General features: G+C 54.9%; 16 protein-coding genes. 8 read left to right on the top strand and 8 right to left on the bottom strand.

Features of this window, described 5'->3' with window-relative positions; translation table 11 throughout:
- Window positions 1-61 precede the first annotated feature (61 nt).
- From AC5DDB_RS03150 to AC5DDB_RS03130, 5 genes are all read right to left on the bottom strand, one after another.
- Window positions 62-394, bottom strand: a complete 333-nt coding sequence (locus AC5DDB_RS03150; RefSeq protein WP_491738221.1) for a hypothetical protein — start codon at window positions 392-394, stop codon at window positions 62-64.
- Window positions 395-1,015: 621 nt separating this feature from the next.
- Window positions 1,016-1,207, bottom strand: a complete 192-nt coding sequence (locus AC5DDB_RS03145; RefSeq protein ID WP_491738220.1) for a DUF6800 family protein — start codon at window positions 1,205-1,207, stop codon at window positions 1,016-1,018.
- Between the two features lie 194 nt (window positions 1,208-1,401).
- Window positions 1,402-2,019, bottom strand: coding sequence for a transcriptional repressor LexA (lexA, locus tag AC5DDB_RS03140; protein ID WP_491738219.1), 618 nt, complete (start codon window positions 2,017-2,019; stop codon window positions 1,402-1,404).
- A 384-nt stretch (window positions 2,020-2,403) separates the two neighbouring features.
- Window positions 2,404-3,624 (bottom strand): peroxiredoxin family protein, encoded by a 1,221-nt coding sequence (locus AC5DDB_RS03135; protein ID WP_491738218.1) that lies wholly within the window; start codon window positions 3,622-3,624, stop codon window positions 2,404-2,406.
- Window positions 3,625-3,893: 269 nt separating this feature from the next.
- Window positions 3,894-4,352: a response regulator gene (locus AC5DDB_RS03130; protein WP_491738217.1), complete on the bottom strand. Its 459-nt coding sequence runs from the start codon at window positions 4,350-4,352 to the stop codon at window positions 3,894-3,896.
- 257 nt (window positions 4,353-4,609) lie between these two features.
- Here AC5DDB_RS03130 and AC5DDB_RS03125 point away from each other — a divergent pair, with 257 nt between their 5' ends.
- The 4 genes from AC5DDB_RS03125 to AC5DDB_RS03110 all read left to right on the top strand — a co-directional run bounded on the left by AC5DDB_RS03125 (window position 4,610) and on the right by AC5DDB_RS03110 (window position 8,330).
- Window positions 4,610-5,890: an adenylosuccinate synthase gene (locus tag AC5DDB_RS03125; protein WP_491738216.1), complete on the top strand. Its 1,281-nt coding sequence runs from the start codon at window positions 4,610-4,612 to the stop codon at window positions 5,888-5,890.
- 34 nt (window positions 5,891-5,924) lie between these two features.
- Complete coding sequence (locus AC5DDB_RS03120; protein ID WP_491738215.1) at window positions 5,925-6,242, top strand: hypothetical protein; 318 nt, start codon at window positions 5,925-5,927, stop codon at window positions 6,240-6,242.
- Between the two features lie 92 nt (window positions 6,243-6,334).
- On the top strand, window positions 6,335-6,796 hold the full coding sequence (locus AC5DDB_RS03115) for a hypothetical protein (RefSeq protein WP_491738214.1): 462 nt from the start codon (window positions 6,335-6,337) through the stop codon (window positions 6,794-6,796).
- A 721-nt stretch (window positions 6,797-7,517) separates the two neighbouring features.
- Window positions 7,518-8,330 carry a hypothetical protein gene (locus tag AC5DDB_RS03110; protein ID WP_491738213.1) on the top strand — a complete coding sequence of 271 codons (813 nt, stop codon included), beginning with the start codon at window positions 7,518-7,520 and terminating at the stop codon, window positions 8,328-8,330.
- Window positions 8,331-8,466: 136 nt separating this feature from the next.
- Here the strand turns inward: AC5DDB_RS03110 and AC5DDB_RS03105 are convergent, their stop codons facing one another.
- The gene (locus AC5DDB_RS03105; protein ID WP_491738212.1) at window positions 8,467-8,901 is read right to left on the bottom strand and encodes an RbsD/FucU family protein; all 435 of its coding nucleotides are present in this window, start codon (window positions 8,899-8,901) and stop codon (window positions 8,467-8,469) included.
- Between the two features lie 184 nt (window positions 8,902-9,085).
- Here AC5DDB_RS03105 and sucC point away from each other — a divergent pair, with 184 nt between their 5' ends.
- From sucC to AC5DDB_RS03090, 3 genes are all read left to right on the top strand, one after another.
- On the top strand, window positions 9,086-10,276 hold the full coding sequence (gene sucC, locus AC5DDB_RS03100) for an ADP-forming succinate--CoA ligase subunit beta (protein ID WP_491738211.1): 1,191 nt from the start codon (window positions 9,086-9,088) through the stop codon (window positions 10,274-10,276).
- Between the two features lie 62 nt (window positions 10,277-10,338).
- Window positions 10,339-11,241 (top strand): succinate--CoA ligase subunit alpha, encoded by a 903-nt coding sequence (gene sucD / locus AC5DDB_RS03095; RefSeq protein ID WP_491738210.1) that lies wholly within the window; start codon window positions 10,339-10,341, stop codon window positions 11,239-11,241.
- A gap of 27 nt (window positions 11,242-11,268) precedes the next feature.
- Window positions 11,269-11,796 (top strand): hypothetical protein, encoded by a 528-nt coding sequence (locus AC5DDB_RS03090; protein ID WP_491738209.1) that lies wholly within the window; start codon window positions 11,269-11,271, stop codon window positions 11,794-11,796.
- A gap of 541 nt (window positions 11,797-12,337) precedes the next feature.
- Here the strand turns inward: AC5DDB_RS03090 and AC5DDB_RS03085 are convergent.
- Both AC5DDB_RS03085 and AC5DDB_RS03080 read right to left on the bottom strand, forming a co-directional pair.
- On the bottom strand, window positions 12,338-13,327 hold the full coding sequence (locus tag AC5DDB_RS03085; protein WP_491738208.1) for a Gfo/Idh/MocA family protein: 990 nt from the start codon (window positions 13,325-13,327) through the stop codon (window positions 12,338-12,340).
- Between the two features lie 108 nt (window positions 13,328-13,435).
- A complete protein-coding gene (locus tag AC5DDB_RS03080) occupies window positions 13,436-15,820 on the bottom strand; it encodes a hypothetical protein (RefSeq protein ID WP_491738207.1) in 2,385 nt (794 codons plus the stop codon).
- Between the two features lie 161 nt (window positions 15,821-15,981).
- Here AC5DDB_RS03080 and AC5DDB_RS03075 point away from each other — a divergent pair, with 161 nt between their 5' ends.
- Window positions 15,982-17,238 (top strand): sulfate adenylyltransferase, encoded by a 1,257-nt coding sequence (locus tag AC5DDB_RS03075; protein WP_491738206.1) that lies wholly within the window; start codon window positions 15,982-15,984, stop codon window positions 17,236-17,238.
- Window positions 17,239-17,259 lie beyond the last annotated feature (21 nt).

The raw sequence follows: 17,259 nt of genomic DNA, 5'->3' as shown, positions 1-17,259 counted from the left end.
GCGAAGTTACGACGGCACACAGACCGCTCTACCGACCACACCAGCGAAAAGCTAGCACGGGTTAATCGTCGTCGTCGAAATCATCGAAGTCATCATCGTCGTCGTCGTCATCATCATCGTCGTCGTCATCATAGTCATCATCGTCGAGATCATCGAAGTCGTCGTCGAAGTCCTCGTCTTCTTCGTCGAAATCGTCATCGTCTTCGAAGTCATCATCAAAATCATCATCGTCGAAGTCGTCGTCTTCTTCGTCGTCGTCTTCGTCATCGAAGTCGTCGAAGTCGTCGTCATCGCTCATGTAGATGTCATCGGACGGCGCAGCCTGGTCGAAATCAAGCAGATCATCCGCATCATTGTTCCAGAAATTCGTTGGACCCATGCCGATTCCGGCCATGTTGGCTTCCTTACTGAAAACGAATACTTCTCGCTACTTACGACTCAATCATTGCGTCAAGGCATATGTGTTGGAAGGTGTTGCTTATAAAAGTTCGGAGGCCATGTCAAGCGTTTTCAAATTCAGTACTCGAATTGATAAGCAGACAATCTCTCCGGGAACCTCTTGGAAGCCGAAATCCAGGCTCAGCCTTACCTTCCTGAGCTGGGGCTTCCCACGCGAACGATGAGAACCAATGGGTCGAGTTCTCGTTCCTCGTCCAAGAAGCGGCGAACGGTCGTCGTCAGGCGACAGTGCGTTTTCCAATCATCGGCTGACAGTGTCAGCGAACGTAATGCTGGCGGTCACTCCGACGGAATAATAAAACCATTTCAACGAGTGCGGATCGATACCACCGAACACAACTCAGTTGATAGATTGGGAGTGCAAGCAAGATCAGCCAACTTGATCACAGAGAGATGATCGGCGCGTAAGCGAGCATCGACTTGAAATACCGTTTCGGTTGTCTCAAGTCGACAGTGCACTCGGACAGACAGGCAAATCGAGAAACCAATACCGGAGATGGTGGCAAAGCAGCCAAGCTCTCAATTCGCCTTGATCAGTTTCCGATCCGCTTAATCGTTAAGAATTTGCCTTCTCGCGGGCGGATTCTTCTTCGACCAAATTCACGAGAGGACTGACGAGACGGACTTTCTCGATAATGTCGGGACGTTCGGATTCATTGGCTTTCCGATACTTCTCCCGCAATCGGCGTAATTTGGCTCGCCGAGTCCGCTTTCGAGCTAATTCGCGCTGCCGTTCCACACGTCCCATAACACTTCATTCTCACAAAGAAACGATATTGATATCAACAGTTGATTGCTGCTTCGCAAACCGGCAAATTATCAGGCGTTCTTGAGTCCGTCAACTCTGGCGAATTGATCGAAGACAGCGATTCCTCGGATTCGTAAAAAAAGCCCCCGATTGTTCGCTTCGGGAGCTTAAATGGATACGAAATCCAAAGATAATTAGTTGTACTGACGGACAACACCGACCACAACGCCAAGTACTTCGACATCGTCCGCGAAGATCGATTTCATCGATGAGTTCGCTGGCTCGAGACGGAAACGGCCGTTCTCTTTGTAGAATCGTTTCAGTGTGGCGTCTTGACCTTCCACCAATGCAACAACGATTTCCCCGTTACGGGCATCGCTTTGCTTGTTGACGATGACGTAATCGCCTTCCGCAATCGAGTCTTCGATCATCGAATCGCCTTTGACTTTCAGGCAAAAATGATCGTCTGAATCAAAGAGACTCGCGAAATCGACTCGCTCGACATCTTCCACGGCTTCTACCGGATGGCCGGCAACAATCTGCCCTGCCAGGGGAAGACTCATGCGTTTTTGGGGAGAGTCGGTCAACTGAATCGCCCGAGACATGTGAGACTCGCGGGTGATCAGGCCTTTTTTCTCAAGGGCCTTCAGGTGGCACATGACCCCGTTCGGGCTTTTGATCTCAAAATGAGTGCCAATTTCGCGAACCGTTGGCCCATATCCACGATTGACAATTTTGTCTTTGAGAAATTCGTAAATCTCGCGCTGTCTCGGAGTAAGTGCGGGACGTTTTGTACCGTTTCCGTCAACCATGTCGTTTCCTTTTGTTACAAAAATCTGAAAAGGCTGATTACTCCTTTTCGAGAACTTTCGTGACTCCAATTAAAAAGGGAGGCTCTTAAGGATATCTACTAAAGGGTATTTCAGTTCACTGCGGGTCAAACATAGTTTCACTAAGGAAAATACTAATGGACTCTCATACATAGTTCAAGCCTGAACAATATTTTTGCAGCGATTTTCACCGAAAAAGGCCATTTGTTCGGTGCGCGTGATCAGTAAGTGGTGTTATGAGGACTGCCAAGGGATGTCGTTCTACACAAAAAAACACCGATGGCAAGGAGCCATCGGTGTTGGTTGTTTATAGGTAGAACTATTGGTTGTAATTCGCCCTGGCTAACACCAAGTGTGTATTGAAGTTTACTTCAGCAGGTCGGTGCACTGCTCTGTCAGTTCCGAAATGGTTGCGGATGTGCTGATCACGCTTCCATCCGCACCGACTAACCAATACGCCGGAATGCTACGGAGACCGTAATACTTCACGACAGGGTTCTTCCAGCCGCGTTGAGCGGGATCCGCGTAGAAAATTGTGGGCCATTGAATGGAATGACGATCGAGAAATCCGCGGACTTGGGACTCTTCGAAATCCAAGTTCACGCTGACGACCTTCAACCCTTTGGAGGCGAATTGATCAGCGAGACTCTTTAACTCAGGCAATTGCTCTTCCACACCGGAGGTTTCGCTCGCCCAGAAAGCGACGATCACCGGGGCTCCTTGAAGTTCATCGACGTTGATGAATCCGCCATCGATCGTCGGACCGGCGAGTTTCAACGGTTGGCCGACAAGTGACAAGCGTCGCAGTACTGCCGGAACGTGGGCCGTCCGCGGGTCGTCGGGGCAGAGTTCTTGGAGTGTGGCGTAACACGCTGCTGCTGGCTCCGTCAGCCCGTGAGCATCGCAACTCCAACCAGCCGCATCGAGAGATTTGATGACTTGATCGGTTTCCCCTGGGAACCGTCGGGCAAACAATTGGGCTTGTCGGCTGTATTCCTCGAGCCAACGTGGTTCCTTGTCACCGAAATTCCGAGCCATCGTCTCAGAGAACGTGACCAGAGCCAGTCCGGCTTCCAACGCGGCTGGCGAGTCTGCGTCAGCCTCGATGATTTGCTCAGCATGATCGTAAAGGGTCGCGATATCCGCGTCCCGTTTGGCTTCCTCACCGATCGGGTGTTGCAACGCCAATTGCGTGCGAGCTTCGAGCAGATGATGGACGGCTTGCTGATATTCGGTCGCTTTTGCGTCGTCTGCGTGAGATTGAGTGATCGCATGTTGGGCGAGGGCCACAATCTCGACGTTTCGTTGCCGTTGAAACTCTCGAACTCCCGCGACCGAACTTTCGGTTGGCAGGGCTTTCAGACGCAACAATGCAATTTCTTGCAATGCGACTTCCGCGGAATCCGCTGGAGCGCCGGTTTCAAATTTCGGTTGCATTCTCGGGTTGGCAACCGAGAGCGTGGGCAACTGATTCGACGATTTTCCCGCAGTCGGCTGATCTTTACCGCACCCAGCCCCACTACAAATCAGTGCTCCGCCAAGACATGCGGTTCCAATTCTTCCGATCCACGTCCGTGTCGCGCTCATGAGTTCCTCATCCTTGAGAAAAAACGACGATCATCCCAAAGCCGCTTCGTTCCCGCACCACCACGGCGCGACCACCCGCAGAAAGGGCATACGGCGTTGCCGAGGGTTTTAGGAGATTTTTCCGACTAGGGAAAGATCAGACTCAAGTTTTCTCAAGAATCATCCGAGCTGAACTCGACTGTGGTCTTTTGTGCACCTGCGGTGAGCGTGGTTTTGGCGACTCGGATGAAGCAATCAACGCCCGCTTATCGGAATTTGAGAATCGATCGCTAAGCGCTTGTCCGCCTTGGGATTGCGAATAATCCGTCGACGGCTACTGCCAGGTCTTCGACGTCGAATGGTTTGGCGAAGAATCCGTCGACCCCGCGACTGAGGGCAAAATCTCGATGTCGCGGTTCGTCGTTGCCCGTCATGAGAATGATTCGGGGCGGACCGGGGTGCCAATGTCGGGTCCGTTCCAGCAGCACTAGTCCACTTCGGCGTGGCAGAACGACATCGAGAATAATCAGTTCGGGAAAATCTCGCTCGGCACGACACAGTCCTTCAGTGCCGTCGGCCGCTAAAAGAACCTGGTAGCCACGGGCTGTCAGAGCAAATTCGATGCACTCGGCAATTGCAGGGTCATCTTCGACGACTAACACCCGTCGCTTGGGACGGGCTGGCCTCATTCCAGGGACTCGATTGGGCTTCACTCCAGAATCCATGCGAGCTGCATCAGGGTTGGTCATCAAACGTTCCTCAAGGCGAGAGTCCGGGCGGGTTTGCTCCGCTTTGTATTCATCGGACTTTCCCCTGGCCGATCCCCAACTCGTCTGGAAATCCGACCTGAACTTCGGCAAATCTTTTCCAGCTCTTTATTCCCGAATAGCCGTTACACTCGCGAAACTGTAGCGGTTCCCCTAAACTCGTCCGGGCTTTTTTGACCGCAGCCGCAGTTCCAGGTCATTCGTGGACGCGGCGAAATCCAAATTGAGGGTGAACTATCGTGGCTGCAACGGCTGTCATTGGTCTCCAATGGGGGGATGAAGCAAAAGGGAAAATCGTCGACCTGCTAACCGAAGATCACGACATCGTCGTGCGATACCTCGGAGGCAACAACGCCGGTCACACGGTGGTGTTCAATGGGAAGACGTATAAACTCTCCTTGCTTCCGGCGGGTGTGCTGCACCCGGAAAAAACGTCCGTGATCGCCGGCGGTGTGGTCATCAATCCCAAAGCATTTCTGCAAGAACTCGACAGCATCGAGCAGCAGAACAATGCGCCAGTCAACAACTTGGTCATCAGCGACCGGGCTCACGTCATTTTTCCTTGGCATCAATTGGAAGAAGCAGCTCTGGAGAAAGCCCGCAAGGACGACGCCATCGGCACGACGATGCGGGGAATCGGCCCGTGTTACCGCGACAAAGCCGGCCGCACGCACGCCATCCGCATGGGCGATTTCATCCGTCCTGATGTCTTCCGCAGACGGCTCGAAGAAATCGTCCCGCAGAAAAACATCATCATTCAGGCCCTTGATCCCGATGCCGAACCGTTAAACGCGGACGCCATCTTCGAGGACTTCCAAGCCGCCGCCGACCGTTTGCGTCCCCGCATCACCGACACCACCGCCCTGCTCCATCGTGAGTTGAAAGCCGGGAAGAAATTGCTCTTCGAAGGTGCCCAGGGAAGCTTGCTGGACATCGATCATGGCACATTCCCGTTCGTGACGTCTTCGAATAGTTCCGGGTGTGGGATTCACGCCGGCAGTGGTGTGCCGGAGCGTGTGATTGATCGCATGATTGGCGTTGTCAAAGCCTACACGACCCGCGTGGGCGGCGGACCATTCCCAACGGAACTCCACGACGAAACCGGCCAACGCATCCGCGATGTGGGTCGCGAATACGGCACCGTCACCGGTCGTCCGCGTCGGTGTGGTTGGTTGGATGCCGTCGCCACGCGATATGGGGCGATGATCAGCGGCGTGGATTGCATCGCCGTCGCCCTACTCGATGTTCTCACCGGTCTGCCGGAACTCAGCATCTGCGAGGCGTACGAAATCGACGGCGAACGCACGACCGACTTCCCCAGCCACATCGAAGACCTCGCAAAAGCCAAACCGGTCTACCGCACCCTACCCGGCTGGACGGAAGACATCTGCGGCGTGAAGAAACTCGCCGACTTCCCCAAAGCCGCCCGCGAATACCTCGACGCCCTCGCCGAACTCGTCGAACGCCCCGTCGAAATCATCTCCGTCGGCCCGGATCGCGAACAAACGGTGATCTTATAGCCGAGTTTTGGAAACCCAAGCTCAGGACATTGTGATGGAAAACAAAGGCAATCCCGTTGTAACCTTCATCGTCAACCACTGGGTTTCATGGGTGATCGAAATCGCCATTTTGTCCGTCGTTGCTTACATCACAATCGCCGAAACGCGGAAAACAGCCGAACAAACACGAGACATGTTGGCCCGTTTTGAAGCGTCAGTTGCGAAATATGCTTCCGAGAAATCTCAGAAAATTGATGCAGCGGCCGCCAGCGGTTTCGAAGCAACGAAGGCCAAAACAAAAGCAGTCGAGGAAGCTCTCTTGAAAGGCTTGCTGAACAAACTCGAGGAAGAACAAGATAAAGCGAACAAGTAGGGGCCGCTATGCGGACCATTTCTACATTCCACCATCGAATGAGCGGTCCGCACAGCGGACCCTACTTGCTCGCTACGAAAACCGACGCATCTATGATTCGCTGGGACACATGCCGACGAGAGTTTGAGCCTGATGGAGCACTTCGCGACATCTACGTTCTTGATACAACCATCAAGCATTGGCAAATATTATTCGATGTGCTCCGTGCGACCTACACATTGGAGTATTCAGTTGATCATACAGTACGTCCAGTTCCAGCAACCGTCGAAGAGGTGTTCAACAATCGCAATACTGTAAGCCCATTATTAAAATTTCATGTCGGCAGCATTTTGGTTGCATGCCACTTCTTCACCACCACGGCGATTGAGTTTGACATCTGCCCTCGCCAGGTGACTTCAGAGGTGGTACTCCACGAGTTACTAGGCCTTTTGCAACTGGTTGGTGATACTCTTGGGAAGGCAGTTATTATGAGTCATGAGTTCGACGAGCAGCATCCCTTCATCACCTATGAGCCGAGCGGAAAAAAGTTTCAATATCAAAAAGTTGCAGACTAACCCTGCGGTGCAGCGAGTAGGGTCCGATGTGCGGACCGTTCATTCTGAGTCGTGGTTCGACAATTTGAGTCCTTATGGCACTCAATGACTATAAGTGTGACCAATGTCTAGCGGTCAAACAGAGCAGTTACGAACAGGTTACACTTGCCTGAGAATTTCGTGGTAGGATGCGAACATGAAAACGGCAGGGTGGCACTGTCGAATGGTGTTTCTTTGGGTGCCACTGGCTTTGCCAGTGCCGTTGGGGATCCAGTCGAGGAATCAGAGTGAAGGGTCGTGAATAAACGTTCGATCGGGATCCTGTTGTTTTGCCGTTTGACCACGATCATAACGAACCGACAACTATTTCCAGTCGACAGCTCGCCGGCACGATTGTCGGCGTGGGGATTCTCGTGGATAGAGTCGATCGAACGTTGCACTGGCAAAGCCAGTGGCACCCTTGAAATCTCATTTCGACAGTACCACCGCGCCGGGAGCCTAGAAAGATTTCTTTCTGGGCTGCGAAGCAGCAAGAGGTTATTTGAGCAAGGGCAGCTAACTTGAGACCTCTTGATCACTACGTGATCCCAGTTTGCAAGCAACCTGGGCCACCCTACGTTGAACATGTTTTGATTGTTCAACAGTCACCGGCGAAAATGCTCAAGCTCTGAAGCTTGTGCATGCCACCCGGCCGTTACAGACAGGTTACACTTGCCTGAGAATTTCGTGGTAGGATGCGAACATGAAAACGCAACTACCAATTCTCGCTGCTCTTATCTTGTTCACGACGTGTCTGCGGGCGGCGGAACCGGCGGCATTGCCAGAACCCGGGCCTGAGGATGGCGGACTACGCCTGGGGTTGTTGGTCACTCCGCGATCGGACACGAACGAGGAGGGATTCAATGTGCGTTTGGATTTGCACAACACGTCGAATGCTGCGATGACATTGCGGGCCGGTTGGAGACACGACGAACCCGGCGATGTGAAGGATTACCTCGCAGCGGCCACTAGCATCCAGTGTGTGCCGGCGGTTGTGCCGTGGCGGGGTGGCGTGCTCGGACCACGGCGTGAGCTCCCGCAACCGGAGTACGTGTTGAAGGCGGGTGAAGTTTTGTCGATCCCTTGGCAGACGAAGGGACGGCATCTTAAGAATCGGGTGACAGATCCCAATGAAGTGCAAAACCCGGAGTTTCCGTTTCCGGGTCTGTATTCCGTCCACGCCAACCTTGACGTGATCACCAGCGAGCGCGTGATTACTCTACGGAGTAATGAGCAACTCGTTCCCGTCGGTGGCAGCCGAGCGATGCCAAAGTCTACATATGGCCGTTTGCTTTCGGTGGATTCCGAGGGGAAGACGGCCGTACTGGACCTCGGGGCGCGGCACAAGGTGAAGCCAGGCGATCAATTCATGTATTACTCGAAGGTGACGCCGTGGAAATTGACCATCGCAAGAGTGTCACCGAATCATTCCTGGGGTCAGCTTGAGTTGCTTTCATCAAACAACAAGCAACTCCCACGACCGGGCATGGGGGCTACGCTTAAGCCAGAAGAATAATGCCCCAGGGTGGCCCAGAAAGATTTCTTTCTGGGCTGCGAAGCAGTAAGAGGTCGTTCGCGTTGGGGCGATTGACTTGAGACCTCTTGATCACTTCGTGATCCCAGTTTGCAAGCAACCTGGGCCACCCTAAGAATTAGGAATCTCGCACTACGCCTTTCTTGAGAATCAGATTCGCGTAAATCGCCGTCTCCCCCGTCGCCACGATCGCGTAAGCAGCTTTCGCCCGTTCGTAGAATGCGAAGCGTTCAACGCGTTCGAGTTCGATCCGGCGTTCGGCAGTTGAGTTGATGTGGTGTTCGAACTCCGTCCAAATGGGTGGCGTCTCGGCGGTGTTGTCGACGGGTTGCATGACCGCTGCGGGGGATTTGACGAAGTCATCGAGCGGCAGGAACTGCAGAATCGCGGCGAGCAAATCCGGTACGCCGTGTCCGTCGGCTCGAATCAGTCGCTGCGCGTGTGAATCGGCCGGGAAGTTGCCGTCGGCGAGCACGATTTCATCGCCGTGCCCCATTTTCATCAGGGCGTACATCAATTCCGGTGAGATGATTGGCGGAATTCCGTTGAGCATGACGGTGGCTTTCTGCTGACAGGTGTGAGTTTGCGGCGTTCATCGAAAACCCATCGGAGCAAGTGGATTCCCTGCCCCAAGCTGGCTATGATACGGCGGTTCGTTTCGAGAGCAATCGAGGAGAGCGCGATCGAACGTCCGCCACAACTACATCGCTCATTCACCACCGAAAATTGTTGATTCCATGAAGATTCACGAGTATCAAGCGAAACAACTTCTCCGGGAAGCCGGCGTGCCCGTGCCGCGGGGCATCGTGGCCAAATCTGCCGACGAAGCCGCGAAAGCCTACACTGAACTGGGTGGCGACTTGGCCGTGGTGAAAAGCCAAATTCACGCCGGTGGTCGGGGCAAAGGCCGCTTCAAAGAACAACCTGAACAACCCGGCGTCGTGCTGGTGCGTTCCGCCGACGAAGCAAAAGCAAACGCCGAACGGATGCTTGGCAACACGCTCGTCACGATCCAAACCGGCGACGAAGGCAAGCAGGTCAACACGCTGTTCGTCGAAGAGGGTTTGCCGATCGAGAACGAGTTGTACCTCGGGATCGTCGTCGACCGTGAATATGGTTCGCCGGTCGTGATTATGTCGTCCGAAGGCGGCATGGAGATCGAAGAAGTCGCCCATAACACGCCCGAAAAAATCATCAAAGAACCGTTCGGCACCGCATACGGTTTGCAACCCTATCAAGCCCGCCGATTGGCATACGCTTTAGGGCTTTCCGATGCCGCCGTCCGCAGTGCGGAAAACTTCCTGACCAAGTTCTGCAAGTTCTTCATCGAGAACGATTGCAGCATGGCGGAAGTCAATCCGCTCGTGGTCACGAAAGATCAGAAACTCGTTGCCCTCGATGCGAAAGTCACTTTCGATGAAAACGCCCTGTTCCGTCACAAGAACTTCGTCGAGGAACTTCGCGACCTGACCGAAGAAGAACCGACCGAAGTCCAAGCCGCCGAGGCTGGGCTGAGTTACGTGAAACTCGACGGCAACATCGGCTGTCTTGTGAACGGGGCTGGTCTGGCGATGAGCACGATGGACCTGATCAAACTCCACGGCGGCGAACCGGCGAACTTCCTGGACGTCGGCGGCGGAGCGAACGTCGATCAAGTCACCGAAGCCTTCCGCATCATCCTTGCCGATGACAATGTGAAGGCCATTCTGGTGAATATCTTCGGCGGAATTATGAAATGCGACACCATCGTCGAAGCTCTACTCACTGCTTATGACAAGATCGGGATCACACTGCCGTTGGTGGTTCGTCTCGAAGGCACGAACGTCGAACTCGCCCGCAAGATGCTCAGCGAAAGCGGCAAAAAAATTACGACCGCTACCGACCTGACCGACGCCGCTCAGAAAGTCGTCGCGACGTTGAATGCATAACCGACGTCGGTCCGCATTTGGAACGTTTCCTTCTCGAATTCACATATTGAATCTTCAAAGCAATGAGCATCTTAGTCGATAAAAACACTCGTGTGATCACCCAAGGCATTACCGGCAAGGCGGGGTTGTTTCATAGCCAGAAGTGCCGGGAATATGCTGCCGAGGTGCGGCCTGGTGAGGACGTCATTGTCGGCGGGGTTACGCCTGGCAAAGGCGGGACCGATGTGGATGGCTTCCCCGTCTTCAATTCCGTCGCTGACGCCGTCAAGGAAACCGGCGCGAATGCTTCCTTGATTTTCGTGCCGCCGCCGTTCGCCGCTGATGCAATCATCTCGGCGGCCTATGAAGGTATCGAATTGATCGTCGCGATCACCGAAGGCATTCCGGTCATGGACATGCTCAAGGTGCAAGACTGCATCAAAGGCAGCGGTGCCCGACTCATCGGCCCGAACTGCCCCGGTGTGATCACGCCTGGTATTGCGAAGCTTGGGATTATGCCGGGGTACATCCACAAACCGGGTAGCATCGGTTTGATCAGCAAGAGCGGCACGCTGACCTACGAAGCGACTTGGCAGCTCGGCAATGTCGGACTTGGACAAAGCACCGCGGTCGGTATCGGTGGTGATCCGATCATCGGCACGAGCTACATTGAACTGCTCGAAATGTTCGAAAACGACCCCGACACCGAAGCGATGCTGATCATCGGCGAGATCGGCGGAAACGCGGAGATCCTCGCAGCGGAATACATCGACGCTCATGTGACAAAACCCGTCGCTGCCTTCATTGCCGGTCAGACGGCTCCTCCCGGAAAACGCATGGGCCACGCGGGTGCCATCATCTCTGGTGGAGCCGGCACCGCGGAAGAAAAAATCGCCGCCCTCGAAAAAGCGAACGTTGCCGTCGCCCGCAGCCCCGCCGACATGGGCAAAGCAGTGCAAAAAGCGATGGGAGTGACCGCGAGTTAGTTTTCACAGTCTAGGAGCGACGAAACGATGGCTCATCTGACTTCGCTGGAAGGGATTGAAGTTTCGTATGAGGCGTTGGATGCCGTTCCTAGATCGATTGCGTTTGATTTCCCAGCCTTGCCGATTGCGGCCACGGCGGACTCCTTGCACCTCGTGCTGCCGCAGTCGGTTCAATTGCTTGATCAAATTGCACAGCTTGACTTCCTGTTCCCTGGCTACCGGATCAACGTCGATACGGCCGATCGAATGCAGATCGAGGAAGCCGTCGAGTTTCACTACCTTGCCCGAGCGGCGAAGGTTGTCAACTGTGAGCCGGTGTTTCGCTTTCGGTGTCCGAATCGCTGGGAGTCGCTCGATCGAACCGAAACGAGTGATGTGCGATACTGCGAAGAGTGTGATCAGAACGTCTACTTTTGCCGATCCGACGATGAAATCGCCATACACGTCGAACTCCGACATTGCGTGGCGTTTGCTCCCCCGTCGGTCGATGAAACATCATTTACTACGATGGGAATTATCGACTTCGTGGATTCCGACGACACAGAATTCGCGTAGGCTGGGTCGGGACCCAGCATCGAAATCGGGCAGAATGCTGGGACACATCCGAATAAGTCCCGGCCGACGGGAATAAGTTCCGATGCAACTCTTTTGCATCATATTCGCACAGCTTCTAACGTGGGCGTGGTTGGCGTATGCGCTCTTTCCGGCAATCGATATTGTCCCGGCTGATTCCGTTGATGCTGGCTCGAGTTACTTGATGACACCCGGATGGTGCCTCGCCGTCGTTTCTCTGGTTGCAACATCGCTCCCCTGCGGACTGTTTTCAACTCGCAATCTCATTCGAGTGGCCGCCGTTCTGATCATGATTGCAATCCTGATTACCCCCTGGCTGTACGTTGGTCGAGAACCCGCAAACGCACGCAGCTGGTTGCATTCCCTCACCATTGCTTGCATTGTCTTCGGGACAACTTGTTCCTATTCATGGAAAACGGAAACGACGCACCGCTGACAATGGGGGATTTCAAGTCGCTTAGTCTAGAACTTGATCCAGCATTGCATTCAAGTGGAATGCTGGGTCACGACCCAGCCTACTGATTCACACCACCACCCATTGAGAATCGCGAGCGCTCGCCAGAATGGCTTCGATGACGCGCATGTTGGCGACGGCGTCTTTGATGGGAGTGGGGACGGGGGTGTTTTCGAGGATCGCCTTGGAGAACAAGTCGCCTTGGATCGTGTATTGATCGCAGATGTCGAAGGTGATTTCTTTGATTTCGCTGCCGCGTTGATGCCAGATTTTGCAGGGTTTGTCGGGCGGTGCGTTGAAGGGGATTTCGATTTCCACGCGGCCTTCGGTGCCGAAAATATTCACTCGTTGATACGGCACGAGTTGTGTCGAACAGGTGAATGTCGCGGTGCCGTTGTGGAACTTCATGATCGCCGAGGCGATGCGGTCGGTGTGAAATTTTGGATCGAACTCGACTTCCCCAATCACGCGTTCCGGTTCGTCGTCAAAGAGGAATCGCGAGAGTGAGATCGGATAACAGCCAATGTCCATCAACCCGCCGCCGCCCGCGTCGGCTTGGTTGCGGATGTCGTCGGGATTGTCGTTGAAGTAGGCGAACGAAGTCTGCACGGTTCGGAACTTGCCGATTGACCCGTTCGTGGCCAACTCCTTGGCCTTCTGCCATTGTGGATGATGGCGGTACATGAAGGCTTCCATGAGCTTCACATCCGGGTGAGCCTTCCCAGCTTCGACCAACTCCTGCCCTTCCGCCGAGGTCAAACCGATCGGCTTTTCACAGAGTACGTGTTTGCCGGCTTCGAGGGCTTTGATCGACCATGGCACGTGCAGATGGTTCGGCAGCGGATTGTAGACGGCATCGATTTCCGGATCGGCGAGGAGTTCCTCGTAACTGCCATAGGCTTTCGGAATGCCCAGTTCATCGGCTGCTGCTTTCGCCCGATCTACGCCTCGCGATGCGATCCCCGCGATTTCACAGAACTGGCCCTTCTGCATCGCAGGAATGACTTTGACCGTGCCAATTTTCGCGGTGCTGAGGATACCCCATCGAACCTTGCTCATTGTCGCGCTTGCCTACCGTTTTATAGAACTTTGAAGTGTCGATCCGCGAATTATAGCCGCTTCGAACACTGAATCGAAGCGGCATGGACGCCAAGAAAATCTCGCCAATCAGTTCGGCAATGGTGGTAACAGTTGGGGCCCTTCCTTGGGATCATTCGGATCGGGCTCCGGACTTTCCCGTCGCGGTACGACCGTCTCGGGTGCCAATGGTGTGGGCAATGGCGGCGCGTTCAACCGGTTCTCTGTTCGCGGCGGTTCGGTCTGCGGTCGTAATGGCGTTTCGCGAGGCATTTCGAATTGTCTTCGAAGTGACGGAGGCAGTGCGTCGGATGGAGCTTCCCGGGGGATAAACTCCGGTTGCTCCTGGGGATATTCGAAGAACTGGGCTGCACCGGGATTGCGTTGTGCCAGGGCAACTTGTAGCACATCGATTTGTTCCCCATCGCGAAGAAACTCACCCGGTGGCAAATCGAAGACGCCCAAGCTGACAGCTGTTTTGAGATCGAAGTCGGGTAAAACGCTGACGCCTTTGGGGTCGATGTAGGAGTATGTCGTGCGATTGGCCCAGGCGACGACGGTGAATCTTTGCTGCGGTGCCAGCGGGATTTCGCTGACTTCCTCAACCCACCCCGTTGGCGTGAGAACCGTATGGACTTCCCGCAAGACACCGCCGGCATCGCGGGGGATTTCAATTGGAATGCTTCCTCGGGGCGGAATCTTGTGACGGGCCGGCGGACCGGGAGCAAATAAGTCCGCAAGCTGCATGATCAATTCTTCCTCGCCCGAATTGACAAAGTTGACCCGTGCCGGTGGCAATGGTGCGGCGGCGACGAGTTGTCGCGAGCGAATTCGCGGCGTGTAGTCGAGTCCTGGTAACAGCAGGAACGAGTCCCAACCTTGAGGTCCGTAAGTGTTTGCGAGCAGACGGCCGGTGGCGTCAATTCCGAACCCGGTCATCGAGAGCGGATCGATTGCGATCGGGGCAGCCACGGAAAATCCTGATGCAACCTGCTGAGCGGCCCAACCGTTCACCTCTTGTCGCCATGTCTGCCATTCGCCGCGTCCGTTGACGCTGGAGAGCATCAGCCCATTCGGCGTGTTGACGAGAGAAACCGGTGCGTTCGGTGCCAGTCCCTGTTGCACGACGGGCGTTGCGTTCCAGCGTCGCCCTTGCCGGCTAAGTAGCTGCATTCGTCCCACGGTATCCACGGCGGCCGCATATGTAATGGACGCGTTGCCGTTCGGTAGAGACACGGCCGTCAATGGTGCTCCCGGAGGAAACCCATTGCCCACGACATTTGGCCCGGCCCAACGATTGCCGGATTGCGCGTAACTTACGAGCGATCCGTTCCGATCGACGCCGAACAGTTCCGGTTGGCCGCCGAGTCCATCGTTGACATAAGCAAGCGGAACGCCGGGATCGAAGCGGTTGGGTTGCGGGTCGATCAAACGGTGTTGTTGCACATTGTCGAAATCCAATTGCCACAGTCGCCCTTGCCGGTCGACACTGAACCCATTGATGTCGGCACCATTCTGATGGGCTAGCAAATGGCTTCCCGGTTCAAAGATATCTGGTTTCGTCAGCGGTTCGATTTGGCCACGGTCATCGAGACCGATCAATCGACCGTCCGGAGTTACGGTATATGCCCGTGAACTACCGTCGTTCCAGGTCGACATTGCGAGTGGTGCGCCGGGCACGAGCCGTTCTCGGGCCGGCACAGAAACTTGGTTCCACGAGTCCTTCCAACCGCGATAAAGTTGGTATTGGCCACGATCATCGATGTAACCGACGTCAAGCGAATCCCGTTGACGCGGGAGAAATGCGACTTCCGCCAACGAACGTTTCAAGGCCGATTTCGTTTGCGGCAACTGGCCGGTCTGACGATCACGTGGATCGACGATTGGGCGTCGTGTTTCCACTTGTTGCATTGGTTGACTTCCGCGTCCATAGCCCAACCCCGGAAGCTCGATCTGACGCGGATCGTAGAACTGCTCCACTCCTGGTATATTTCTGCCGACGGGGCCAAATCCCGTCGGTGGCCGATTCGTCGGTCGGGCTGCTGGCCGACCAGCGGGCTGAATACGTTGCTGACTCTTCCGCCAATTGCCGCCGGCATCGCCAATGAGCATCGAACCTCGGGAATCCGTCGGCCATCGCAATGCTTGTCGTGCGCCGCGTGAATAGAAACCAAGGTATTCACCGTCACGGGTGTCCAGGCGTCGGTCACGTTCGTAAACGAAGCGTTGGCCTTGGGAATCACGGATGACGATTTGCGATTCGTCGACAATCGCCGACGAGGTCAACGCATCCTGTCCCGGAACTCTGAGGACAAATTCGCTTTGGGCAATCGCTGTCGTTGTGAAGCCGAGCGAACAAATGTAAGCCGCAGTTAGGAATGTCAATCGCTGAGGGGACATAATGTCGGATACTCCTTGTGAATACACCCGCACACGGAAATTGTACCCATCGGGAATCCAACGTGGGGAAGACATTGGCGATTCCGGGGGAAGAATCCGCAATTCCGCACCAATCGGGCCATGAGATTCGGTGTCAATTGCCGGAATTTCCTGGGCGGCTTGACGTGTTCACCCGGTTCCCCTAAGTTTCGATCGATTGTGGACCCACCTTCTTTTGACAACGAGAGTCTATTTCCATGGCCGATCTCATCGCCCCTCACGGCGGTCTGTCCGAACCCGTCAACCGCACCGTTCCCGCTGATCAACAGGCAGCATTCCTCGAAGAAGCCAAGTCGCTGCCGCAAGTGCCCGTCTCGACGGCCGATCTGTCCACAGTCTATCGCCTGGCGGATGGCACACTCAGCCCACTGACCGGCCCCATGGATTCCAAGACCTACAACCAAGTCTTGGAAGACGCCGTTATCGAAAGCAACGGGGCCAAGTACGCTTGGACGATTCCGTTGGCATTCCCGGTCACGACGGAGTTGGCGGGCACCCTTTCCGCAGGTCAAAAGGTCGCATTGACCAATCCGGAAGGCGAAATCGTTGCTACGCTCGACATCACCGACGTCTACGAGTGGGACAAACCGAAATACATCAAAAGCGTGTATCTGACCGACCGCACCGACCATCCCGGTGCCGACATGGTATTGGTCAACGATGCCGACAAAACTCACCTGATCGGCGGGGAAATCCAAGCTTTGCCCCAACCGAAGAACTCTGCGTTCGGCAAATACGTGCTTTCGCCGAAAGAAGTGCGAGCCGTTATCGCGGAGAAAGGTTGGGACGCGGTCGTTGCTTTCCAGACCCGCAATCCCCTGCACCGCGCTCACGAATACGCCTTGGTTTACGGTTTGGAGTGTTTGCTCCGTGAGGGCAAGAATGCCGGTGCGGTTCTGAACCCGTTAATCGGCGAAACCAAAGGCGATGACGTCTCCGCTGAAATCCGCATGCTCACTTACGAAAAACTGATCGCCGACCGGGCTCTCGGCGAAGGTGACAGCGATTCGGAACTGTGGGGACCGCGGGGCGAAAGTGTTCCCGACCGTGTCGCGTTGCTCGGTTTGGACATCAAAATGTTCTACGGCGGCCCGAAAGAAGCCGTTATGCACGCGATCTATCGGCAGAACATGGGCTACACGCACATCGTCATCGGCCGCAAACATGCCGACGCTCCCTTTAAAGACGGCACTGCCATCTGGGGTGATTTCGACGCTCACGAGATCTTCGACAACTTGGGTGGAGATCTGAAAATTCAACCCGTCAAAGTCGGATTCGCCGCGTACTACGAGTCGTTGGGCCGCGTCGATTTGATGGAAAACCACGCCGACGAAAAGCCGGTCTTCATCTCCGGGAAAGACGTCCGCGCGACACTCCAAAAAGGCGAAATGGTCGACCCGCGAATCATGCGGGAAAGCACTTCGAAAATCCTCGCCGATGCCATGAAGCAATAAGCGATTCCGTCATCGGACGGC

It is taken from the genome of Thalassoroseus sp., from assembly GCF_984380535.1.
Note: the sequence above shows the minus strand (reverse complement) of the source record. Positions and strands in the feature narration are given on the sequence as shown.